The organism is Lysinibacillus sp. NPDC092081, assembly GCF_044755845.1.
In the GTDB taxonomy this organism is placed as follows: Bacteria; Bacillota; Bacilli; order Bacillales_A; family Planococcaceae; genus Lysinibacillus.
This window is the reverse complement of sequence record NZ_JBIVRU010000018.1, coordinates 25435-47475: the sequence shown is the minus strand read 5'-3', so window position 1 is coordinate 47475 and position 22041 is coordinate 25435. Positions and strand designations below refer to the sequence as shown.

Genomic DNA, 22041 nt, shown 5'->3' with positions numbered 1-22041 from the left:
CCCTTTCAATGATCAACTTGCTTGTTATGACCAGACAAAATATTAAATAATAGGACTACGATGATTATTGCCGCACCTGGAAAAAGCATAAGCTCAGGATGTTGTCGGATATACTGTTTACCTTCACTAATCATCATTCCCCACTCAGGAGTAGGAGCTTGAACACCTAAGCCAATAAATGAAAAGCCAGCAATTTCTAAAATGATTTTTCCTAAATCTAAAGAAATAATCGTCAGCATCGGCGCCATTATATTTGGCATGAAATGGCGTAGGATTAGCTTCACCCCTGAAGTTCCACTTATTTTGGCAGCTTTTATAAACTCTTTTTCATGAACGCTTATAAATAAGCCCCTTAATATTCTTGAATAATAAATAGTTTGAGTAAATATAAGCGCCAATAATACATTTCTTAAGCTTGGACCCAAAATACCTAGAAGTCCGAATGCAAGAACAAGCGTTGGGAAAGCTAATAAAATATCACAGATACGAATAAATAAATAATCAATGATCCCTCTCTTAAAAGCTACTATTGCCCCTATGCATATAGCAAAAAAGCTTGCTATTAATTGAATGAATAGAGCTGATCCTAAAGAATAGCGAATTCCCAACAGTATACGTGAAAGTATACATCGCCCTAAATGATCTGTGCCGAAAGGATATGCCCATGATGGAGCTAAAAACTTTTTAGACATATCCACCAAAAAAGGATCATTCGGCATGATCAATGGAGCTAAAAGCCCCAACAGCCCAATGAATGTGAGTGTAGCTATACTAATCAATTGTTTGCCGTTTAATCTGTTGTACAATTTAATCACTCTACTCTCTCCCCCTCACCATTATTAGATGAGGATCAAGAACTCTATGTAATATATCTGTACATAAATTAGCAAAAACATAGATAATAGCGATTATTAGAACATAACATTGCACAACTGGATAATCCCTATTAATAATTGATTCTATTAAGTAGCGACCTAAACCTGGCCAGCTAAATACCTGCTCTACAATAACAGCCCCACCTAATAAATTTCCAAGTGTCATACCAAGCATCGTCGTCAGCGGAATAGCAGCATTTTTAAAGACATGTCGACTGAGAATAACAGATTTTTTTAAACCCCGTAAATGTGCATACTGAACATAATATTTTTGTAATTCTTCTAGGACGCTTGTACGAATTGATTGAACAAACAATCCGATAGTGGGTAATGCTAAAGATACTGCTGGTAAAATTATGTGTAAAATAGTCCCTTTACCATTTGTCGGGAAAATGCCTAGCTTCAAACTAAATAAGTACAAAAGAAAAAAACCTAACCAAAAAGTTGGGATGGATACACTAATAATGGATAATAAGCCTATAATCTTATCAAGTACTGAATTTTTATAAAGAGCACTTATAATACCAAGAGGAATACTAATGCCAATAATACATATAAATGCAGCTAGGGCTAATTCAAAAGTTGCCGGTAGTTTTTCTACTATTTCTTGGGCAACGGGTAATCTACTCACAAACGATGTACCAAAATCGAAGTGCAACACACCTTTTAACCATATAAAATATTGAATCGACATAGGTTGGTCAGTGCCCAATTCCGATCGTAGTGACTGTATTGCTTCTGCCGTCGGTGCGACTCCTGACAGTCTAAGTATTACCTTCGCTGGCTCTACTGGAACAAAACGAATAAATAAAAAGGTCATGATTGAAACCCCTAGTAAGACAAATGGTAATGTAATAACTCGTTTTAGACAAAAAAGCCAAGTTGATTCGTACATTTCTTTCATCACTTCCCAAGTCTTCATAGTGCAAAAAGAGAGGAGTCATGTTTAGACCCACTCTCTTTTCAATCTCTTACTTTAAATCCATTTGAGCATAAGGAATATCATATTCAGATGCACGAGGGTTAAAATCTTTCATATTTTTATGGTATATAACGGTATTCGTTTCATATGAAATCGGATAGAATAATGCTTGATCATGGAACATTGTTAAAATATCTTTATACAATTTAACACGTTCCGCTTCATCCGTCCCAATTAATAATTGATGTATTTTGTCGTCAATTTGTACTGCGTTATCTAGGCCTAATTTCGCCTCATAAACGCCATTGGCATTCGGTGTTGCTGATTCATTTGCGAAGCTGTGTGGGTCTGTTGGCGGACCGTTTGTACGCCAGAAGTTAATATCTACTTGATTGTCCATCAATTTTTGGAGCCCTACCATAACATCAGCGCCTTCAAGGTTTAATTGGACGCCTATTTTTGCTAATTCTCCTTGCATTAATTCTGCCATAGGTTTTTGGATGGCATCTGTTGCAATATAGATTAAATCTAATGTAAGAGGTTGCCCATTTTTGGAACGGATTTTATCACCTTTTTGTAAAGTCCAACCTGCTTCATCTAATAACTGCTTGGCTTTTTCTGGATTGAATAGGATTGGTTTTAAATCAATGTTGGCATAAGGAATAGCATCCCAAAACAGTGTATTGGCAACTTTTTCTGTACCATGGGTAATACTTTCAACCATTTGTTCTTTATTAATAGCGAATTGAATAGCCTGACGTACTTTTAATTCTGCTAAAGGACCAGATTGTGTGTTAAACAGTAATGCACGTGTAGATAAAGGTTCAGATGTAGCCGTTTTGTATTTACCACTATCTTTTAAGAAAGTATAGTTATCTAAGCTAATAATGCCGCGACCATAAATTAAATCTAATTCTTCATTTTCAAATGCCAGTGACATAGATTCTGAATCAGGAATAATTTTCACTTTTACTTTGTCTACCAGTGGCTTTTCACCCCAATAATGTTCGTTGCGGCTAAAAATAGCGTATTGATCTTTTTTGTATTCGGTTAATACCCATGAACCCGTACCAATCGGAGCTTTTATACCTTTCTTAGTTGCATCTCCTTCAGGGAATCCGTTATCCCCTAAGAAGCGAAATGGTCGAACAAATGCCAGTTCATTTAATACGGGGTAATATGGTTCATCTAACTGTAATCGAATAGTATAGTCATCTGCTTTCACAACATCTACAATATGATTCACCATTCCCATCCAGGAATGTGTTTCACGATCTGCTAAAACTGCTTTAAAATTACGAATGACATTATCTGCATTAAAGGCTGTCCCATCAGAGTATTTGACATCTTTTCTAAGATGAAATATGTAAGTTTTTTTATCGTCGGAGATTTCCCATCTCTCTGCTAATTTCGGCGATATTGTCCCATCATCGTTATATTCTACCAATGATTCATACACCATTGCTTGTGCAGTCATTTGGTTTGGTAAATAGGTATGCGGATTTAAAGGCCCTATATCTAGCGGCCAGCCAATTGTTATCATTTTTCCTTCGTTATCTTTTGTTGTACTTCCATTACCTTCATTCGAGCTTGAACACCCTGCTAAAATGGTTAACATCAGTAATAGCATGAAAGGTAATAATTTCTTTTTGAATAACATTAATATTGCTCCTGTCTATTTATTTGTGCTAGAAAGATTGAATTATTGTACTTCTCCACCCATAGCATTCGGGGAACCCCGCTAAAACCCGAAATTCCGCCGCTAACCAATTAAAGAACGCCGCTAAAAGTGTGAATTGCGCCGCTAACCAAACAATTTGTACGAGGTTTCAAAGTTGTTTTTGTCTTAAGTACATATAAACTATGTTCTCTCTTTATTCGCACCTCACTTTGATGTAAACTACTAAGTTTGGAAAAAGCCATAAAAAAATCCTTATTCAAATATGAATAAGGATAGAAAAACTCATCAGTAAAAGCCTTCCCATCCATCTCCCTATCTTTCGTAGCTCTACAATGAATCTTACTACAAGCAGGCATTCTGGCTTATGAATCTTCATTTTGCTTCACCTTCCCAAGTACTTACTCAGTGGTTTTTTTGAAACAAAACTCCTCATTTACAGCTGCGGGACAGCATGGGATTTACACCCATTTTCCTTTTAATTAAGCGAAAAATTATTTTTCACCTAAAACTTGTAATGGTAATTATTAAATTTAGTACTAAACATAACACGCTTCAAAGACACACGTCAATTTTATTTTCTGAATATAATAAAGTTTTGCGATTTTTAAACAAAGGTATTTATGTATATTCCACAAAAAAAGCCATTCACACACTAGTGAGATGGCTACACTTCTATCGTTGATGTTTTTTTAACATTGATTCTGTGAAAAGTTGAGATTGTCCCTTTGGAATACTTATTGTTTGCCACTCAGAGCCCTTTATTTGCTTAGCGATGTAAACGATTTGACCGACATGTTGTGAATAATGGGCCATTTGTCTTTCAATCGCATCTATCACGGAATGCTGTTCTCCCCTTATTGTTACAAACCCTTGTAAATCAGCTTCTGTTAATTTTTGTAAAGCATCTAAAAATACTTGCCAGCCCTTTTCCCATACTGCCATAACTTCTTCTTTTGTCTGAAGGCTATCGGTAAATTCATCATCACGATTTCTCGTTGCTTTCTCACCATCTGTCGTTAGAAAGTCAGTCCATCTCGATATCATATTACCACTAACGTGTTTTACAATCACTGCGATGCTGTTTGAATCTTCATTATACGCCCAGTGCAATTGGGCCACTTCAAGTTGGTCGAGTGTTTTATCGCCTAGCTCTTTGACACTTCTAAATCTCTTTTGGACAACATTTAAATACGTTTGCGCTACCGTCATTGTTGATCCCCCCCATCCCTTTTCTACTATTTTAATATAAACAGAATGCGGTGTGCCAATTTGGTAACTAGTTGTTGACAAAAATAAAGTAATACTTACTCACTGGATGGTTCTATCACCACGGATTGCTAAGCCTTCATCAATCAAGCTTTTACAGGCAGTTTATCTTCCACCTTACTTCTTTGCTTCCGATGAATTTATATGCGGGATAAATTCTCTTACAAGAGCAACTATTTTTTCTTGTGCTTCCTGTTGATCACCATTTATTTGATAGCCTATTTGATATACATAGCCATTATAATACGTATAAAACTCATTGGCTCTTGTAATCATTCCAAAAATGCGCTTGTCTGCCTCATCATAATTATAATATACATACGCGAAAAATTTATCTGGTGTCATCGCACGATAATACAAAGGATTCATAAAATTCAAACCTACATTCGTGATTTCCCCTGAAAAGTGCTGACTATCTTCTATAACGTTATAGTTTACTAAAGGATTATGATTTACATTTGTTACTGTCAAATTAATATATTGACGATCCACTCCAGTGAGAGACTTTTCTTTATAACTAAATTGAATTTGCTTTTGCAGGGTACCATCTTGCATCTCTGATGTTACCGCATATACCTCCTGTATATTTGATTTAAATGGAAGATTTTCAGGATCTATTAGATGGACAGCATTCTCCATAGTAGCCGCCACTGCTTGCATAGCCTCGAAGCCCTGAAGTGGTGCATAAAATTTGATATTTTCGTGGTGTTCAAATGTATCTGCTATTTGAAAAAACTGACTGTATGTTGTCTTTGTTCCTTCAACTTCTGTTTGAAATAAATCGCTGAATGATTGTTTATCTTCTTCAGGAAGTATTTCTGTCGTTACATGGTCCATCGGTTTCGAAGCTTGCCATGCAATAAATAGTAAGATAGAGCATGTCATCATGACGGCCAGTGCACGATACGGCCAAAGTTGCTTTGAAGGATACGTCTCTTGCTGAACTTGTTGTCGAACCTTATGAATGATTGCTTCTTTATGAGCTGAGACATCCTTCAATACGTGCATTGTATGTTTATCCATGGAAAAGTACCTCCCATTCAATATGTTGTAAGTCTACTTTTAATAATTCCTTCCCTTTCTTTAAACGGGATTTCACGGTACCCTCAGGAATTGCCAGTAGCTCTGCTATCTCCTTGATCGTCATTTCCTCCAAATAAAAATAGACAATTGCTTCACGTTGCTTTATTGGTAACCGTAAAATGGCTTCATCTAAAAGAGCTTGTTCATCTTGATGAATGAGTGTATCTTGTAAAACAGTTTTTTGTTTAGCAAAAAAATTATGCTGAAATGTAATTTTTCGATAAGCCCAGCTTTTTAAGTAATCCTTACATTTATTAATGGTCATGCGTGCTAAATAAGCCTTCATCTCCCCTCTTTCTTCATAATATTTCTGATGATGATAGAATTTAATAAACACATCTTGAACAATATCCTCAGCTATTTGTAGATCTTTCGTATAATAGTAAGCGATTCGAAATAAATGCTCTGTATGTAGTTCCATTAGTTGCTCTAGATATTCTGTATCAGACAAAATCTTTCCCTCCTTCTACACTATAAACGAGGCTAAAGTTATAAAAGATCAAATTTCATCGATAAAAAAACCGTCTCATCATTTATTGAGACGGTTTCCTTCTATCCATTATAAATTTTCATCAATATATGTTTCTATATCTGATGCAATTGTGTCAATTGGTACATCCTCGATATTTTTAGCAAACCCTGTATACATTTTTACGATTACGCCATTTTTATCTACTAAGAAAAATTGATTCCCGTGGATCACTTGGTCGCTGTTAGGATCATCTTTGACGATTATTTTAGTTGATTTCACAGCAAACTGCTCGATATATTTTTGTGAATAACCAGTAAGTAGATTCCATTTTGATTCATCTGGAACATTATATTTTTTCAAATAATTAGCTAATACTTCTGGTTTATCAACGTCAGGATCAACGGAAAACGCAACAATATTATAATCTTCCACACCTTTTTTCTTCAGCTTTTCTTGAACTTGCGTCATATTAAAGGACATAGGTGGGCAAATTGATGTGCAATTTGTGAAAATATACATACCAATCCATGGTTTCCCTTTTAAACTCTCTAAAGAAACTTTTTCTCCGCGTTGATTGACATGATCAAAATCTGGTAATTCCAAGCTATAATCTGCTTTAAATTTTGTATTTCCACACGCACTAAGGACTGCAGCTAATGCAAAAAGTAGAACAAGTCCCATTATTTTATTTCTCATCTCTAACACGCTCCCTCTTACACTAACCCCATCCTATCGTACGATGTAAATATTGACAAGGACACTCAAGTGACAGCTTTCGTACATCTTTGTGAAATCGATTTCACTTTAAGGAAACAAGTGCATCATGAATTGCATCTAATTTAACTTCTACTCGGTGCAGTAAATAAAACGACACTAAGATAGGAAAACCGATATCCGATATCATGTTTAACCACTGTTCCATGTTGATCCCTCCTTCACAGCTAAATTATTAAAATTGCCCTTTGCTGAAAATGGTCCTTGCAGAAAATTCTGCAAAGACCACTTCGTGATTATTCGATCCCTAGTTCAAATTCTGTTACTTGTCGATCAATGATGCGAGCCCCACTCATCGCAACCAGAGCGCCAGCTTGTCCTTCAAAAACGTTTTTAGCGATGATCGTTTGCATTACTTGTTGAATTTCTTCCGCTGTTACCTTTGGCTTCGGAGCATCAATCGCAAATATTGCCGTTTTCCCTGCCGCTGTTTCAAATTGCAGCTCTAAAACTTGTGTCATAGCTTTCCCTCCTTAGGTTAAATCTGTTGTTTCTTGTTTTACAATGCTGTCTAGTGCGTGTGAAGATAGACTTGCAATGGCATAGGCTACCGCTACTAAATCCTCCCCCGTATGCGAACCGTTTAAATTTCGATATGTTTTTGTTGTGAACATGGGCTCGTTTTGGGCATTGTGTCCAGCGACATACTTTAAACGCAATGTAGCCCCTACGAAATTGACTTTTGCCATAAGAATCACCTCCTTTCTTTCACAATATATACTGACTTATTGCTAAAAAAGGGACATTTAGGATGAATTTTTTATTGTAAGCTTTTATAATAGAGTGAGAGAAGGCAAAGAGGTGAACGATTTGTTAAGTGGTTGGTTTTTATGGTTTATCCTATTTTGGGTAGTTGTACTCATTTCATTGATGGCGATCGGCGGATTTTTTATGTTCCGCAAATTTTTAAAGGCATTACCAAAGAAGGACGGTAAATCTGATTTAGATTGGCAAGAGTATTATTTAGATAAAACTATTCATTTATGGGGACAACCTGAGAAAGAACTTTTATATGAACTTGTAAGCCCTGTACCTGAGCTATTTAGACAAGTAGCAAAGGAAAAAATAGCAGGAAAAATCGGCGAGCTTGCTTTAGAAGAAAAAGCACCTGCCATTAGCCATGATTTGATTATTCGTGGCTATATCCAAGCAACACCTAAGCGCGACCATAAATTTTTACGCAAAAAATTAGGGGAAATGCAAATTGACATCGCCCCATATGAACATCTATTTGATTAAAGATACGCTGCACACTGATTTGTGCAGCGTTTTTTCTGTCCTTAGATAAGTTTCGTCATATATTTTTTCAATAAGTTTTTCCTAAAGTCTATCCGCCAGTATCTGACTTCTATCCTTCACTTTGGCTCTTCTATCTGTCGCTTTGACGGTTTTATCCGTCGTTCTGATTTCTATCCGTCACTTTGACTCTTCATTCCGTCGTTTGAACGATTCTTTCCGTCACTTCGGCAATTCTATCCGTCGCTCTGATTTCTTTCCGTCACTTTGGCTCTTCAATCCGTCGATTCTGTCTTTCTTTCCGTCTTTCGGACGACTCTTTCCATCGCTCTGATACCCCTATCCGTCGCTCGAACTACACTATCCATCAGCCAAACTGCGTGCAAAAAAAACTACACTAGATAAAGTCTCTAGTGTAGTTTTTCCATTTTAAATATTCTTCAGCGGAATTGTTTTTTTGATTTTTATAAATTGAATAAGCATCGCGATTCGCCAAGGGAGTAACATAGCGAATGCTAAAATCCAAAACATTCCTGCTAATTCACCAACGTCAATGGAGCTGCTTAATATCATTTTTGCAATTACACGGAATACTAACAGTCCGATTAGTATAAAAACGAATGCTTTTGAACGTTTTAAATAAATATCTTGACCTTTTACTTCAAATTTAGAAGTGGCAATTAAGATTGTTGAGAACACCATGCCGACTGCTGCCGCTTCAAGAATTTGCATGGGTGGCACTCTAAATTGTTCAAATAAAAACATACACGCACCTGAAGACATCGCAATAGGTGGAATGATAATTTTCTTCTCATTTGTCGGTTTCTTAGATGCTCGCATACGTAAAACCATGACAAAGGTACCCATAAAAATGGCCATTATGGTCGAACCTATTACATAATATTGAGAAGGGATATTGCTAAACATAAAAATTCCTCCTCTATTGTCATTACCAATTTTGTCCAAGTAATTGATCAACTACAGCTTTTAATCTTTCTGGCTCGAAAGGCTTTGTCATAAAATCCTTTGCACCACTTTCAATCGCTTCCACGATTAACTTCTGTTGTCCTAAAGCTGTAATCATAATTATTTTTGCATCTGGAAATTCCGGGATGATTTCTTTTACTGCTGCGATACCTGTCATAACGGGCATTGTTACATCCATCGTTACTAGATCTGGTTGTAACTCACGATACATCGCCACAGCTTCTTTACCATTCGCTGCCTTGCCGACTACCTCATAACCCCATTCAGTAAACATATTACTTATTGCAACACGCATAAAGAGCGTATCATCCACTACTAAAACTGTAGGCACATGTTCATCTCCCTCCACGTTAAAGTACGGTATGGCCTCTTTAGTTTAGCAGATTAGAAGCCTGTAAATCCACCAAAAATAGGCTCTAAAATGCGTGTTAAATACGATAATCCGTCAAAGAATAACAATACACCAACGACAATCATAATATAACCGCCGATTTTTACAATTTTTTGGCTGTGTGTACGAATCCAAGTCATACGTGCTATAAAGAAAGATAACACGAAGAACGGAATCGCAAAGCCTAAATAATAAGCTAACATATAGCTAAATCCGGCGCCTGGATTTGCACCAGCTAATGAAATAATCGATGCTAAAATCGGACCTGTACAAGGCGTCCAACCAGCCGCAAAGGCTATTCCGATTAATACTGATCCCAAATAACCAGATGGTCGGTTTTTAAATTGGAATTTTCGATCCGCCATTAAAAAGTCAATTTGTAGTAATCCCACAATCATTAAACCAAATACAACGATTAAGATGGCACCAACCTGACGTAATAATGTGTGATAATTAAGGAAGAACTCTGCTGCTAATGATGTGCCTAGTCCAATCATAATAAAGATAATTGAAAATCCTAGTAAAAAGAACAGGGTATGTAAAATTGCACGCTTTTGCATCATACCTCGTTCTGATTTCAGCTCATCTAATGACATACCTGTTATGTATGATAAAAATGCTGGATACAGCGGTAGGGTACATGGTGAAATAAAGCTTAAAAACCCTGCACCTAAAGCTAAAAATACGTTAATATCAGTTTCCATATTTTCTCACTCGCTCCTTACAGTTACTGTCTCCATCGTACCAAAAATCACTGTAAATTGCGCCCTTCCTGTTTGTGAACGTTTCATGGCAAAAAGGTGTTAAAAGAGTGAAGTTCCATCATATTATTATACAAATTTTTTTCAGACCTTACTAAATCAACGTGTATTTGTTAATGTACTTTTGCATTATGCGCTCCCCTTATATTATCTGTCAACAAAATACGCCATAATGCTACATTTCAAGTTTTGTCCTTCTAAGCATATCCAAAAGGCACTAACAACAGAGCTATGGTGAGCTGTTGTAAAGCCGTTACCTACCGCTTCTAGCAGAGTTGTAGTACCCTTTTTTATTTACTGTTAATAGTTAGTAAATTAACTTTCTTCATGTATAATAAAAAAAACAATAGTGCAATTGATAGAGATAAATGAGGTGTATTCCTTGGAATTAAGAAAAATTAAACCGAAAAAAATATATGAGGAAGTATCAGAAATCCTCTATGAAAAAATTAGAACTGGCGAGCTGAAGCCTGGTGATCGACTTGATTCAGTAGAACAACTAGCTGAACAATTACAAGTGAGCAGATCTGCCATCCGAGAAGCTCTTTCCGCTTTAAAAGCAATGGGGCTTATTGATATCAAACAAGGCTCAGGTACATTTGTTAAAAGTAATCAATCCAATCAACTCGATTTCCCCTTATCAACTGCCATTTTAACAAATAAGCAAGATATCTCACATTTGTTAGAAGTACGCAAAATTATCGAAGTAGGCGCAGCGGCTAGCGCAGCCATTCATCGAACAGAAGAAGACATACAGTCAATGATGCAAATTTTGGATGAGATGAAACGAGTACAAGGAGATGGAGAGCTAGGAGAAAAAGTGGATTTTCAATTTCACGCGGCCATTTCTACAGCATCTCAAAACCCCCTACTTGCAACTATATTAGACCAGGTTTCAGGTTTGATGATCGAAACGATGAAAGAGACACGCCGAATTTGGTTGTACTCTAAAAAAATTACAAGCGAAAAGCTGTATGATGAACATATGCAAATTTTCCTCGCGATTAAACAGCAAAATGAAGAGCTTGCAAAACATGCTATGGCTTCGCATTTAAGTAATGTGGAAAAGATTTTAATGCAATATTTTGAAACAACATCTATGAAATAACAGTAGCTGCCTAGGTTTTATTATAGGCAGCTTTTGAATTTTTTGAAAATTAATAATAAACACCTTTTATTCATCTGTACAATTGTAGTAATATAAAAACAAAGTCATCAGATGACCTGTTGAATTATGGGTAATAAAGATGAAAAGGAGCGATGATCATGAAAGTAACACTTTTTGCTACTTGTTTAGTTGATATGTTTCAAGGTGATGTAGGAAAAGCCGTTGTTGAAGTTCTCGAAAGGCTCGGCTGTGACCTAGACTTTCCTGAAAATCAAATATGCTGTGGGCAGCCTGCCTACAATAGTGGCTATGTAAAAGAATCTAAAAATGCTATAAAAAAAATGATCACAGCTTTTGAACATGCTGAATACGTCGTCTCCCCTTCTGGTTCCTGCGCTTATATGTTTAAGGAATATCCAGAAGTGTTTAAAGGAGATCCTATTTGGGAGCCAAAAGCGCAAGCATTGGCAGATAAAACATATGAATTTACAGAGTTTATCGTTGATGTATTAAAGGTCGAGGATGTAGGAGCACATTTAGAGGGCAAGGCTACTTATCATACCTCCTGTCATATGACACGTCTACTCGGTGTTACAGATGCACCTTTTAAATTATTAAATCAAGTTAAAGGCTTACAGTATATAGAACTCCCAGGAAAAGATCGATGCTGTGGATTTGGCGGAACATTTTCAGTAAAAATGGGCAATATTTCTGGAGAAATGGTCAATGAGAAAGTACAGAATGTTGAAGAAACAGGGGCGGACATTCTAATCGGTGCCGATGCGGGTTGCTTAATCAATATTGGTGGCCGAATTAATCGACAAGGTAAGCTTATTAAAGTCATGCATATTGCGGAAGTATTAAATTGCCACTAGGAGGGGGGTCAAAAAATGGCTATGAAAACAAGTAATGAACGCTTTAATCATCGAGTATCGAAAGAATTAGAAAATACGTTTATGCGCGGAGCTGTGTCAAGTGCACAGGAGCGATTACAAACACGTAGACTACAACAAGCTGATGAGCTCGGACATTGGGAGGAATGGCGCTCTCACGGCGAAGAAATTCGAAAGCATGTGCTGGAGAACTTAGATTATTACTTATATCAGCTAAGTGAAAATGTCTCTAAAAGAGGTGGACATGTTTACTTTGCGCAAACAGCGAAAGAAGCGACAGACTATATTCAAAATATCGCGAAAAAGAAAAATGCTGCTAAAATCGTAAAATCAAAATCTATGGTAACGGAGGAAATTAATTTAAACGCCGCTTTAGAAAAGCTCGGGTGTGAGGTCATCGAAACAGATCTTGGAGAGTACATTTTGCAAGTAGATGATCACGAGCCACCATCTCATATCATTGCCCCAGCTCTGCATAAAAACAAGGAGCAGATTCGTGACATTTTTAAAGAAAAACAAGGCTATGAGAAAACCGAAAATCCTGAAGAATTAGCTCTATATGTACGTAAAAAATTAAGAAATGAATATTTAACAGCAGATATTGGCATTACAGGCTGTAACTTCGCTATTGCAGAGAGCGGCTCGATTACACTCGTGACAAATGAAGGGAACGCAGATCTAGTAACAGCCTTGCCGAAAACACAAATTACGGTAATGGGGATGGAAAGAATTATTCCTACATTTGAAGAGATGGAAGTGTTAGTAAGCTTATTAACAAGAAGCGCAGTTGGGCAAAAGCTAACAAGCTATATTACTACATTAACAGGGATCAAAGATGAAGGTGACACAGATGGACCAGAGGAATTCCATTTAGTAATTGTTGATAATGGACGTTCTGATATTTTAGGCAGTGAATTCCAGCCTATTTTACAATGTATTCGTTGTGCGGCATGTGTTAACACTTGTCCTGTTTATCGACATGTTGGCGGGCATTCTTATGGTTCTATCTATTCTGGGCCAGTAGGCGTCGTTCTTTCGCCATTATTAGGAGGCTATGAGGATTTTAAAGAGTTACCATATGCCTCCACATTATGTGGTGCCTGCACAGATGCTTGTCCTGTCAAAATACCGTTACATCAGCTTATTCATAGACATCGCCAAGTAATTGTTGAAAACGAAGGCAAAGCTCCTGTATCAGAAAAGCTATTAATGAAAGCCTTTGGTTTAGGTGCTTCCTCCCCTACCCTATATAAAATGGCAACTAAAATGGCTTCACCAGCAATGGCTCCATTTACAAAAGATCAGAAAATTTCAAATGGCCCAGGCCCATTAAAAGCATGGACGGAAGCTAGGGATTTCCCAGCTCCCAATAAAGATAATTTCCGTGACTGGTTTAAACACCGCCAAAGAGGAGGCGATGAATAATGACAGGTACTATTGAAAATCGAGATGGATTTTTGTCAAAGATTGCGAAACAGCTTGGTCGTGCACCAAAAACAGAACTTGCACGACCGACATGGCAATATCACCCACAAGATCGCGTTCTAAAGGATGCAACAAAAGATGCTTTAGTAGAGGTTTTAGTTGAACAATGCAAAAATATTCATACGGATATTGTCATTACAAATACAGCTAATCTTCCTACAGATTTACAAAAAGTAGTTGAAAATTATGGAGGTCAATCTGTTATAACATGGAAAGACGAGCGTTTCCAAAGCTATGGCCTATCATCATTGAAGACCGAACAATGGCCTAAAGAAAATATTCAGCTGTACGAATGGGATTCTGAGCAGCCAGAGGGAAATATTCGACAGGCTGAAAAAGCTAACATTGGCATTACAATTAGTGAAATAACATTAGCAGAATCAGGAACTGCTGTACTTTTTAGTGATAAGGATAAAGGTAGATCAGTTAGCTTTTTACCAGAGAAGTCTATTATTTTAATTCCTAAAAGCACCATCGTTCCACGAATGACACAAGCAGCTCGTTGGATTAGCGAAAAAGTTAGAAATGGCGAACAAATTGCATCCTGCATTAACTTTATAACAGGACCAAGTAATTCGGCAGATATCGAAATGATTCTTATTGTTGGTGTACACGGACCAATTAAAGCAACTTATATTGTGATTGAGGATCAGTAAATCAATTTCGCCTTGGCCTACTCGATTCTGAATGCAGATAAACCAGGCATTCTTCACTGTGAAGAAATGCCTGGTTTTGTATGTTGCTATATAATCCCGTTGATGGATGGTTACGAATTGCTGATAAAACTACGTATTTCGCTGTACCATTAATTTACTACACCCTCAGTTACTACCTTTTGTTCATAAAACTCTGGATGTGCTTCTTTTAAGACAGATGTTCGTAGCATAACTAGTGATATCGTCACGATAATTACACTCGTGACAAGTAAAATAGCCGTTGCAGGTAATGTATCGTACAAGATGCCAAAAACGACCATACCAATCGGCATCATTGACATTGACATTGTTTCTATTAATCCCAATACACGTCCACGGTATTCTTCTGAAATTAGCTTTTGTATATAAACCATAATTGGCATGTTAACTCCCATTTCAAAAATACCGAAAATAAAGTAGATTACAATATAAAAGGTAACAATGGTTAAATAGGATAAATTTGTTACTAACGGAAGAACAGCTAGCCCTAAGCTACTAGCCAACAGCAATAAGCTAATTTTAGAAAAACGTAATGGCGCCTTAACCTCTGCACGTGTAGCGAAATAGAGGGAAGCAACAAGCATACCAACCGCACCCGAAGCCTCAATAAAACCAAAATGAGTTGATTTTACTTTTAGTAATTCAATAATAATATAGGTCCCCCCAACAACGATGGCAGAGAAAAACAAATTAATCCATAATGAAAGCCACATTACTGTTTTAACAACTTTTTGTTGCTTAATATAATGAAAGCCACTAGCAAGCCCAGCCCATATCTTTTCTTTTTCTACAGTCTGTTCTCTTGTACTATAGAGAGTAAAATTCATTGTTGCTTCTAAGCAAAACGCAATCACATAGGCCGCCATATGTACAAGTAAAAATGCTTCCATGGAGAAAAATCCATACATCATTCCCCCGATTACTGGCCCTCCAATTGCTGCGATTGACACTGACATTTGATTGAATGACATTGCTTTCTGTAGGCGTTCTGGATTTACTAGTGTTGCGATTGAGGAAGAAAATGTTACACCTGAAAAGACTGAGCATATTGTATTTAAAACTGTTGCAATATAAATGGCATAAACCGACAAACCGACCATTTCTGTATAGAGTAGTAACCCAGCAACTGTCAATATTGTACCTGCTTGTGCTAATAAAATTGTGCGTTTCTTTGAATAATTATCAGCTACATAACCTGCCAGTGGCGCGACTAATGCTCGAGGCAAAATGGAACATATCATAGTTGTCGCAAAACTCATCGCTGACCCTGTCAATGCCAAAATATATAAACCTATCCCAAATGACAATACATGAGACCCTAACTGCGAGATCATTTTACTAGCTGTAAATGTCCATAAATGATACGTCGCCTTTTTATATTTTGCCGCTTCATTCATCTAAAACCCCTCCTAATTTTCAATAAAATCAAAAAGTTTAATTTAATTAAACAAAATATAACATAGCTCCCCCTTTTCACGCAAGAGAAAGTTTAATATAATTAAACAAAATGATTTTGTTCACTTTTAATGAAAAAGGAGGCGAGGCAGTGGACTCTTTAGGCACACGAATTCGCAAATTAAGGAAGGCACGAAAATTAACATTAGAGGCACTTGCCGGTGATCGTCTAACAAAAGGTATGTTAAGTCAAATTGAAAATGATAAGGCCAAGCCTTCGATGGAAAGTCTTGAATATATAGCGGAACGTTTAGGAGTAAATGCGAGTGAATTACTTGATCAAATAACTCCCTCATCGCTACGTCAACTTTTAGAGCAGGTAGAAATTTTGTTTGCACCATTAAATCCTGGTGATATAGATAATGTGCAGCAAATCGTAGAGATGATTAAGCCTTATATAGAAGAGCTTCCGCTTAGTTATGAAGCAGGTCGTTTACTGTATATATATGCTGCAGCACAATATCAAGCGGGATTAACGACATGGGAGTCACCGCTTCAACAGGCACGCATTATGTTTAAAGAAATTAATTTACTAAGTCATTGGTTTGAAACCTATATATTACAGTTGGGCATATTATCGGAAGGACGAAACTACAAAACGGCGTATTCTTGTATTTTAGAGGCGAAAGAAGAGGCTGAGCAGGAAAATTACCCATTAGATTCGCGAGATGCTGTGAAAATGGCTTATTATATTAGCGTTTTACAGGTAGCAATTGGCGAACTTGAAGCAGGTAAACAGCTCATTAATGAGACCATTACAAATGCACATAAAAACCAATTTTACTCTTATATAGATGATATGTATCGTATTGGGGCATTTTGTTCCATGATTGACAATGATTTTGAGCAAGTAGAGTATATGCTGAAGAAGCTTGAGCAGTATCGGATTTTTGTCGAACAAGTGAATGTAGATGCTTTTATTTTCGTATTAAGAGCGCATTATTATAACAATTACACGCACGATTATCAGCAGGCACTAGAGGAAATAGAGCGTTTTGGTGCGCTTAAGCATGACGGCTCGATTATACTCGAAAAAAACCTTTACTATGCAGAAAAAGGAAAATCCTTATATTTACTAGGTCAATATGAAGAAGCGAAGGAAACATTTGAACATTTTACAAACGTTCCCCCATTCATCTTACATCCAATTGACATATTAGGCTTAAATGAGTGTTTTTCCTATAAAGCTCTTTGCTATGCACACTTCGGTGAGTTAACAACAGCCTACGAAATCGCCAAAATGGCCTATATGGATTCTCAGGATTTAATCGATCTGCCCTATAAAGAAAAAATTGAGGAAACATATTATTCAATTAAAGCACAAATTAATTCGGTTCGATAAATAAAAGGGATTGCACATTTTATAATTTATGTGCAATCCCTTCAGACTTTTAGCTCGATTTATCTCTCTTTATTTCCTTCTGAATCTTGCGAAGAGCTTTTTTCGAACCGCGCTCTATATCATGCTGAAGCTTTCGTTCTTTATAATCTACAAACAATGTCTCTACATCATATCCTTCTGGGTATAATTTTGTTGCCGATAGCTCTAATGCAAGTCGCTTAACATTTACCTTTATGAATTCTTCCTCAAAGAACACGACAATATTATAGAAATTATCCATTTCTTGATAAACAATTCCAACGTCATCATGGTCTAACAGCCTTACACGATCTCCCTTTTTAAATTCATACTTTACTTTTGTTCTCTCTTGCTCAATCTTAGGCTTCCTGATTTTACTATCATTTACTCGCTCTAGTAGGTAATCCTTATTGTCAATATAACCCTTAGCTCTTTGTAATACGGTTTCACGTATATTCATTTTCTTAGAAATCCATAGGGCATTACTTTCTCCAGATGTTCCGATTACTAATTTATACAAAGGTTCTAATGTTTCACTATTAAAACGCATAGCCGCATTCATAAAATCACTATGCATTTCAGAGAAACGCTTAATTTCTCCATAATGAGTAGTTGCCACTGTTATACAGCCCATATGATAGAACTCCTCTAAAATGGAAATCGCCAGTGCTGCTCCTTCATTTGGTTCCGTACCGCTTCCTATTTCATCAAATAGCAAAAGAGTATTATTATTGGATGCCCTCATAATATCTGAAAGGTTTTTCATATGGGATGAAAACGTACTAAGTGCATTTTCAATACTTTGATTGTCCCCAATGTCTACAAATATATGATCAAATATAGCTATTTCAGTACCTTTATCTGCAACAATATGGAAGCCTGACATAGTAGCCAATGTTAACAAGCCAATGGTTTTTAGGACAACGGTTTTACCACCAGCATTCGGTCCTGTAATGATTAAGCTACGATAGTCTTTACCAATTTCAAAATGAAGTGGCACCGCCTTCCCTGTTAACAGTGGATGCTTACAATTGACGAGCTTTATATAGCCATAATCATTTAAGCTTGGTTCAACGCCTCCAATATTCTTGCTAAACTTGGCTTTGGCAAACACCATATCATATTGGCTAATTAACTCCATGTTGATGTTGATTTCACGGATATTCTCCATCAGTAGCCCAGATAATGTCGCCAAAATCTGATATTCCTCCACTGCTTCCTCTGCTTTCAAAGTGGCCAATTCCACATTTAATTTAGCTACTGTACTTGGCTCCATAAAGACCGTTGCACCTTTAGACGAAACCTCCACAATTGTCCCTTGCACATGATTTTTATAGGAAGCCTTAATGGGAATCGTGTACCGATCATCCTTCTTACTTATAAAAAATTCCTGGATATATGTTTTATTGGCACTATTATTTAAAAATTTCGTTAGGCGGTCTTTAATTTTTTCCTCTGTTGTTTCAATATGATTTCGGATACGCTTTAATTCCCTACTAGCAGCTGAATCAACACGATTTGCTTTAATCGCAAAGTTAATCTCCTCTTCCACACTTTTAAATTCAGACATCGAAATAGCATAAGATGCAAGTACTGGCGCAAAAAATTCCTTTTCCAGCATAAATTTTTTAATTTTTCTACAGCCTCTTAAAAAGTCTGAGATGCTCACTAATTCACTAGGGTCTAAAATAATCCCCTTTTCAAGTTTTTTAATAGTATTGTCAATATTTGATACCCCTAAAAACGGTATATGACCTTCCGCATCTAAAATTGCTCGTGCCTCTGTCGTTTCATTCAAACGATTTTTAACAACTGTCAAATTTGGGCTCGGTGTTAATTTATCTAATAACTGTTTACCTAATCCACTGACACAGTATGATTTAACGATATCCTTCAATTCATTGTATTGTAACTTCTCAAAAGTAGTATGATTCATTTTAAATTCTCCTCACTATGATTTTTTTTCCATAATCATTCATGAAGATACCTACTCATTAGATATCAATGATTTTATATTCAATTTTAAAAAACAAAAAAGCTGTGGGGATCCCACAGCTTTTTACATTACAAGGCATGTGTAAGAAGCATCGTGAAAAAGACCTCATTAAAATGAAGTAATTTCAGGCATTACACGCTTTATAAAGTATTGTAGGTATCTTCATAGGCATCGAAATAAATCCACGACTAAATAAGGGGTCACTTTATGACACAATCCCCTGTCGTCATTAAATTTTTTTCAATTAAGTTGTTCCTATTTAGAACCTACCGCACTCATTAAAAAGCACCTCGCATTAATTTATAATAATCACCATTGTTATCTAATTGATTGACGTAATATTACTATATGCTGGCAGAAAAGTAAAGTTCCTTATTTTTTTCTTACAATAAGACTAGAGATTTTCTCATGTTCGTTTTTTCTTTGGATCTTCAAAAAATAAAATACAAATTGCTATGATAAATTGTTAATAACAAACAAAAAAAATTACTAATAAGCAGCCTAGACCCATCAATATGTAAATTATTTTAGTAACCCAATAAGGTAATTTATCTAACCAAAGTGCTATTAAGTCCCAAAGAATAGAGCCGCTCCCACTTTCGGATTATGTCGGATTCCAAACATTAAGAAACCTATCCCAAGGATTAACAATATAATACTCATACAATTCAAAGCTTTTTGCCTCTCTAATAGTCTAAAAATTACCCCTTCTTTACATAAGAATTTAGATGACCTAATTTTTTAAACTTTTTATCGTACAATTTTCTACTATTCAAATTATCTAACCAATAAGCCGCTTTTTCCAAGTCACCATTCTTAATAAAAACTTTTATAATTTTATTAAAATTGGGGCTGTATCGAAATTCTTCACGCTCTACAATAGTCATTCCTTTATGAAAATTATCTGAAGCCTCTTTATACATTTTTAACTCTGAGTATAATAGCCCGATATAAATATAGGCACTTGATATTTCCCTACGAGTAAATGGTTGTTTCAGAGCATTAGTCATTATATTAATCGCTTTATTTTTCATAAAAAAAACATCATATAGATTGGCTTTTTTGACTATACGAATATACGCTCTTGACGCTTTATCTTTTGGTGAATTATTTATCTTTATTCCCTCTGTTACTTTCCCAGCAATATAAACAAAATTGAATCTAAAGCCGTCATCAAATATTTCTTCTCAAGTTGTATTTTATAGCTATACGTTCCGTGCACCATCTTCTTCCACATGACATATTTTTGCACAAAGACAACCAACTATATATTCTCTACTTGTCATTTCTTCTACATCTTGATTAGCAACTAGTTCATCTATAGTTTCCCAAATAATGTTCCATAATTCTGTGTTCTCATACTTTTTATATGGGTGATTCATGTTATTCCTTCTTTATATTTGTTTTCTTTTATTTGAAACGCCTAGGATTCCTTACTGTATATTCATCCTAATTTAAATACAAGAAATATATTACCATACATATATTTCATAGTTATATGGAAATGTTTAGATAGTGTATTATTGAAATCCTCCAAAAGGTTAATCCATGCAAAAAGGACCTGTAGAAAATCTCTACAAGTCCTTTTTTAGGCTGATTTATGATGAGCCCTTCTCGTTTCAATGATTTTCGAACCTGAAAACAGTAGTAAGGCTGCCCAAATAACACTAAATGCTAGTAGCTCTATTTGACTAAACGGTTCTTTATAAAGCACGATACCTAAAACTAATACAATCGTTGGTGATACGTATTGGATAAAGCCTAACAAATAGAGTGGAATATTTTGTGCACCTTTTGCAAATAAAATTAATGGCACAGCTGTCACTATTCCACTCACAATCATGAGGATGTCTGATTGCACATCAACATGTAAAAATGATGCTTGATTCGTTGTAAAAAGGTAAATATAGTAGCCTATTGCAAACGGTAAAATAAATAACGTTTCAATGGCTAGACCTCTTGTCGCATCAAGCTTAATTTTCTTTTTCAGAACACCGTAAATGGCGAAGGATATAGCAATAAGAAGTGCTACCCATGGGATTGACCCATAATTAATCGTTAAAATAATTACAGCGATAAAGGCAATTCCAGTAGCTGCCCATTGCGCACGACTAAGTGCTTCTTTAAAGAAAATAACCCCAAAAATAACTGACAATAAAGGATTAATATAATAGCCTAAGCTTGTTTCAATCAAGTGGTTATGGGTAACTGCCCAAATATATAGATACCAGTTCATCGAAATAACAAATGAAGCACCAGCAAGCTGCCAAAAATGCTTTTGGTGTGACCACAAATATTTTAAGTCTGCGAGAAGATCTTTGCGCATTCCAAATACTATTACTGCTAGTACTGTAAAGACAAAGGACCAAATGACGCGCGATAATAAAATTTCCATACTCGGCACATGCTCAAGCAACTTCCAATAAAGCGGAAACGCCCCCCAAAAAGCATAGGCTAAAAATGCCGCCAAAACCCCTTTTTTCTCATTTGACATTGCCTCTAACTCTCCTACTCCGTTTTGAATCTATACGACTTTGCGTAATATTACCATTTAAAGAATAGACTTATTATAGGACTTTGATTGGAAAGTGTAAATGACAA

Annotated in this window: 24 protein-coding genes and 1 riboswitch; of the genes, 6 read left to right on the top strand and 18 right to left on the bottom strand. The window is 36.1% G+C overall.

The annotated features are described in order from the left end of the window. Positions 1-5 precede the first annotated feature (5 nt). The 10 genes from ACIQLB_RS19945 to ACIQLB_RS19900 all read right to left on the bottom strand — a co-directional run bounded on the left by ACIQLB_RS19945 (position 6) and on the right by ACIQLB_RS19900 (position 7762). Complete coding sequence (locus ACIQLB_RS19945; RefSeq protein ID WP_400729788.1) at positions 6-815, bottom strand: ABC transporter permease; 810 nt, start codon at positions 813-815, stop codon at positions 6-8. Position 816: 1 nt separating this feature from the next. Then, positions 817-1770 (bottom strand): nickel ABC transporter permease, encoded by a 954-nt coding sequence (gene nikB / locus ACIQLB_RS19940; RefSeq protein ID WP_400729899.1) that lies wholly within the window; start codon positions 1768-1770, stop codon positions 817-819. Positions 1771-1846: 76 nt separating this feature from the next. Beyond that, positions 1847-3457, bottom strand: coding sequence for a nickel ABC transporter substrate-binding protein (gene nikA / locus ACIQLB_RS19935; RefSeq protein ID WP_400729785.1), 1611 nt, complete (start codon positions 3455-3457; stop codon positions 1847-1849). A 351-nt stretch (positions 3458-3808) separates the two neighbouring features. Continuing rightward, positions 3809-4006, bottom strand: a riboswitch (cobalamin riboswitch). A gap of 144 nt (positions 4007-4150) precedes the next feature. Beyond that, positions 4151-4687, bottom strand: a complete 537-nt coding sequence (locus ACIQLB_RS19930) for a DUF1572 family protein (RefSeq protein WP_400729782.1) — start codon at positions 4685-4687, stop codon at positions 4151-4153. 174 nt (positions 4688-4861) lie between these two features. Beyond that, on the bottom strand, positions 4862-5767 hold the full coding sequence (locus tag ACIQLB_RS19925) for a hypothetical protein (RefSeq protein ID WP_400729779.1): 906 nt from the start codon (positions 5765-5767) through the stop codon (positions 4862-4864). Next, the gene (locus ACIQLB_RS19920; RefSeq protein WP_400729776.1) at positions 5760-6278 is read right to left on the bottom strand and encodes an RNA polymerase sigma factor; all 519 of its coding nucleotides are present in this window, start codon (positions 6276-6278) and stop codon (positions 5760-5762) included. The genes ACIQLB_RS19925 and ACIQLB_RS19920 overlap by 8 nt, the downstream gene beginning before the upstream one ends. Before the next feature lie 108 nt (positions 6279-6386). Beyond that, positions 6387-6995 (bottom strand): SCO family protein, encoded by a 609-nt coding sequence (locus ACIQLB_RS19915; protein WP_400729773.1) that lies wholly within the window; start codon positions 6993-6995, stop codon positions 6387-6389. A gap of 103 nt (positions 6996-7098) precedes the next feature. Then, positions 7099-7221 (bottom strand): YvrJ family protein, encoded by a 123-nt coding sequence (locus ACIQLB_RS19910; protein ID WP_082337366.1) that lies wholly within the window; start codon positions 7219-7221, stop codon positions 7099-7101. An 88-nt stretch (positions 7222-7309) separates the two neighbouring features. Continuing rightward, positions 7310-7534, bottom strand: coding sequence for a DUF2922 domain-containing protein (locus tag ACIQLB_RS19905; protein WP_400729770.1), 225 nt, complete (start codon positions 7532-7534; stop codon positions 7310-7312). Positions 7535-7546: 12 nt separating this feature from the next. Continuing rightward, positions 7547-7762: a DUF1659 domain-containing protein gene (locus ACIQLB_RS19900; protein WP_400729767.1), complete on the bottom strand. Its 216-nt coding sequence runs from the start codon at positions 7760-7762 to the stop codon at positions 7547-7549. Positions 7763-7883: 121 nt separating this feature from the next. On the opposite strand from ACIQLB_RS19900, the gene ACIQLB_RS19895 reads away from it, so the two are divergent. Continuing rightward, the gene (locus ACIQLB_RS19895) at positions 7884-8312 is read left to right on the top strand and encodes a DUF2621 domain-containing protein (RefSeq protein WP_400729896.1); all 429 of its coding nucleotides are present in this window, start codon (positions 7884-7886) and stop codon (positions 8310-8312) included. Between the two features lie 426 nt (positions 8313-8738). Here the strand turns inward: ACIQLB_RS19895 and ACIQLB_RS19890 are convergent, their stop codons facing one another. The 3 genes from ACIQLB_RS19890 to ACIQLB_RS19880 are packed head-to-tail and all read right to left on the bottom strand — an operon-like array spanning position 8739 to position 10391. Then, entirely contained in the window at positions 8739-9236 is a 498-nt protein-coding gene (locus ACIQLB_RS19890) for a CcdC family protein (protein WP_400729764.1), read from the bottom strand. A 22-nt stretch (positions 9237-9258) separates the two neighbouring features. Next, on the bottom strand, positions 9259-9645 hold the full coding sequence (locus tag ACIQLB_RS19885) for a response regulator (RefSeq protein ID WP_400729761.1): 387 nt from the start codon (positions 9643-9645) through the stop codon (positions 9259-9261). A 35-nt stretch (positions 9646-9680) separates the two neighbouring features. Then, positions 9681-10391 carry a cytochrome c biogenesis CcdA family protein gene (locus ACIQLB_RS19880; protein ID WP_400729759.1) on the bottom strand — a complete coding sequence of 237 codons (711 nt, stop codon included), beginning with the start codon at positions 10389-10391 and terminating at the stop codon, positions 9681-9683. A 439-nt stretch (positions 10392-10830) separates the two neighbouring features. On the opposite strand from ACIQLB_RS19880, the gene ACIQLB_RS19875 reads away from it, so the two are divergent. The 4 genes from ACIQLB_RS19875 (at position 10831) to ACIQLB_RS19860 (ending at position 14590) form a co-directional block, all read left to right on the top strand. After that, the gene (locus ACIQLB_RS19875) at positions 10831-11556 is read left to right on the top strand and encodes a FadR/GntR family transcriptional regulator (RefSeq protein WP_400729756.1); all 726 of its coding nucleotides are present in this window, start codon (positions 10831-10833) and stop codon (positions 11554-11556) included. Between the two features lie 158 nt (positions 11557-11714). Beyond that, positions 11715-12431: a (Fe-S)-binding protein gene (locus tag ACIQLB_RS19870; RefSeq protein ID WP_400729752.1), complete on the top strand. Its 717-nt coding sequence runs from the start codon at positions 11715-11717 to the stop codon at positions 12429-12431. 15 nt (positions 12432-12446) lie between these two features. Continuing rightward, entirely contained in the window at positions 12447-13874 is a 1428-nt protein-coding gene (locus tag ACIQLB_RS19865; RefSeq protein WP_400729749.1) for a LutB/LldF family L-lactate oxidation iron-sulfur protein, read from the top strand. Continuing rightward, complete coding sequence (locus ACIQLB_RS19860) at positions 13874-14590, top strand: LutC/YkgG family protein (RefSeq protein WP_400729746.1); 717 nt, start codon at positions 13874-13876, stop codon at positions 14588-14590. Before ACIQLB_RS19865 ends, ACIQLB_RS19860 begins: the two co-directional genes overlap by 1 nt. Before the next feature lie 149 nt (positions 14591-14739). On the opposite strand, the gene ACIQLB_RS19855 is transcribed toward ACIQLB_RS19860, so the two are convergent. After that, a complete protein-coding gene (locus ACIQLB_RS19855) occupies positions 14740-16026 on the bottom strand; it encodes an MFS transporter (protein ID WP_400729743.1) in 1287 nt (428 codons plus the stop codon). A gap of 149 nt (positions 16027-16175) precedes the next feature. On the opposite strand from ACIQLB_RS19855, the gene ACIQLB_RS19850 reads away from it, so the two are divergent. Further along, a complete protein-coding gene (locus ACIQLB_RS19850; protein WP_400729740.1) occupies positions 16176-17426 on the top strand; it encodes a helix-turn-helix domain-containing protein in 1251 nt (416 codons plus the stop codon). A gap of 49 nt (positions 17427-17475) precedes the next feature. On the opposite strand, the gene ACIQLB_RS19845 is transcribed toward ACIQLB_RS19850, so the two are convergent. From ACIQLB_RS19845 to rarD, 4 genes are all read right to left on the bottom strand, one after another. Then, entirely contained in the window at positions 17476-19380 is a 1905-nt protein-coding gene (locus ACIQLB_RS19845; RefSeq protein WP_400729737.1) for an endonuclease MutS2, read from the bottom strand. 761 nt (positions 19381-20141) lie between these two features. Beyond that, positions 20142-20474, bottom strand: coding sequence for a hypothetical protein (locus ACIQLB_RS19840; protein ID WP_400729734.1), 333 nt, complete (start codon positions 20472-20474; stop codon positions 20142-20144). 171 nt (positions 20475-20645) lie between these two features. After that, a complete protein-coding gene (locus ACIQLB_RS19835) occupies positions 20646-20822 on the bottom strand; it encodes a hypothetical protein (RefSeq protein WP_400729731.1) in 177 nt (58 codons plus the stop codon). Between the two features lie 206 nt (positions 20823-21028). Next, positions 21029-21934, bottom strand: coding sequence for an EamA family transporter RarD (rarD, locus tag ACIQLB_RS19830; RefSeq protein WP_400729728.1), 906 nt, complete (start codon positions 21932-21934; stop codon positions 21029-21031). Positions 21935-22041: the final 107 nt, after the last annotated feature.

Excerpts from the sequence above, each read along its gene's own strand:
- nikB (WP_400729899.1), bottom strand. The coding sequence starts at position 1,770 with ATGTACGAATCAACTTGGCTTTTTTGTCTAAAACGAGTTATTACATTA.
- nikA (WP_400729785.1), bottom strand. The coding sequence starts at position 3,457 with ATGTTATTCAAAAAGAAATTATTACCTTTCATGCTATTACTGATGTTA.
- ACIQLB_RS19930 (WP_400729782.1), bottom strand. The coding sequence starts at position 4,687 with ATGACGGTAGCGCAAACGTATTTAAATGTTGTCCAAAAGAGATTTAGA.
- ACIQLB_RS19925 (WP_400729779.1), bottom strand. The coding sequence starts at position 5,767 with ATGGATAAACATACAATGCACGTATTGAAGGATGTCTCAGCTCATAAA.
- ACIQLB_RS19915 (WP_400729773.1), bottom strand. The coding sequence starts at position 6,995 with ATGAGAAATAAAATAATGGGACTTGTTCTACTTTTTGCATTAGCTGCA.
- ACIQLB_RS19910 (WP_082337366.1), bottom strand. The coding sequence starts at position 7,221 with ATGGAACAGTGGTTAAACATGATATCGGATATCGGTTTTCCTATCTTA.
- ACIQLB_RS19905 (WP_400729770.1), bottom strand. The coding sequence starts at position 7,534 with ATGACACAAGTTTTAGAGCTGCAATTTGAAACAGCGGCAGGGAAAACG.
- ACIQLB_RS19900 (WP_400729767.1), bottom strand. The coding sequence starts at position 7,762 with ATGGCAAAAGTCAATTTCGTAGGGGCTACATTGCGTTTAAAGTATGTC.
- ACIQLB_RS19890 (WP_400729764.1), bottom strand. The coding sequence starts at position 9,236 with ATGTTTAGCAATATCCCTTCTCAATATTATGTAATAGGTTCGACCATA.
- ACIQLB_RS19880 (WP_400729759.1), bottom strand. The coding sequence starts at position 10,391 with ATGGAAACTGATATTAACGTATTTTTAGCTTTAGGTGCAGGGTTTTTA.
- ACIQLB_RS19870 (WP_400729752.1), top strand. The coding sequence starts at position 11,715 with ATGAAAGTAACACTTTTTGCTACTTGTTTAGTTGATATGTTTCAAGGT.
- ACIQLB_RS19865 (WP_400729749.1), top strand. The coding sequence starts at position 12,447 with ATGGCTATGAAAACAAGTAATGAACGCTTTAATCATCGAGTATCGAAA.
- ACIQLB_RS19860 (WP_400729746.1), top strand. The coding sequence starts at position 13,874 with ATGACAGGTACTATTGAAAATCGAGATGGATTTTTGTCAAAGATTGCG.
- ACIQLB_RS19855 (WP_400729743.1), bottom strand. The coding sequence starts at position 16,026 with ATGAATGAAGCGGCAAAATATAAAAAGGCGACGTATCATTTATGGACA.
- ACIQLB_RS19845 (WP_400729737.1), bottom strand. The coding sequence starts at position 19,380 with ATGAATCATACTACTTTTGAGAAGTTACAATACAATGAATTGAAGGAT.
- ACIQLB_RS19840 (WP_400729734.1), bottom strand. The coding sequence starts at position 20,474 with ATGAAAAATAAAGCGATTAATATAATGACTAATGCTCTGAAACAACCA.
- ACIQLB_RS19835 (WP_400729731.1), bottom strand. The coding sequence starts at position 20,822 with ATGAATCACCCATATAAAAAGTATGAGAACACAGAATTATGGAACATT.
- rarD (WP_400729728.1), bottom strand. The coding sequence starts at position 21,934 with ATGTCAAATGAGAAAAAAGGGGTTTTGGCGGCATTTTTAGCCTATGCT.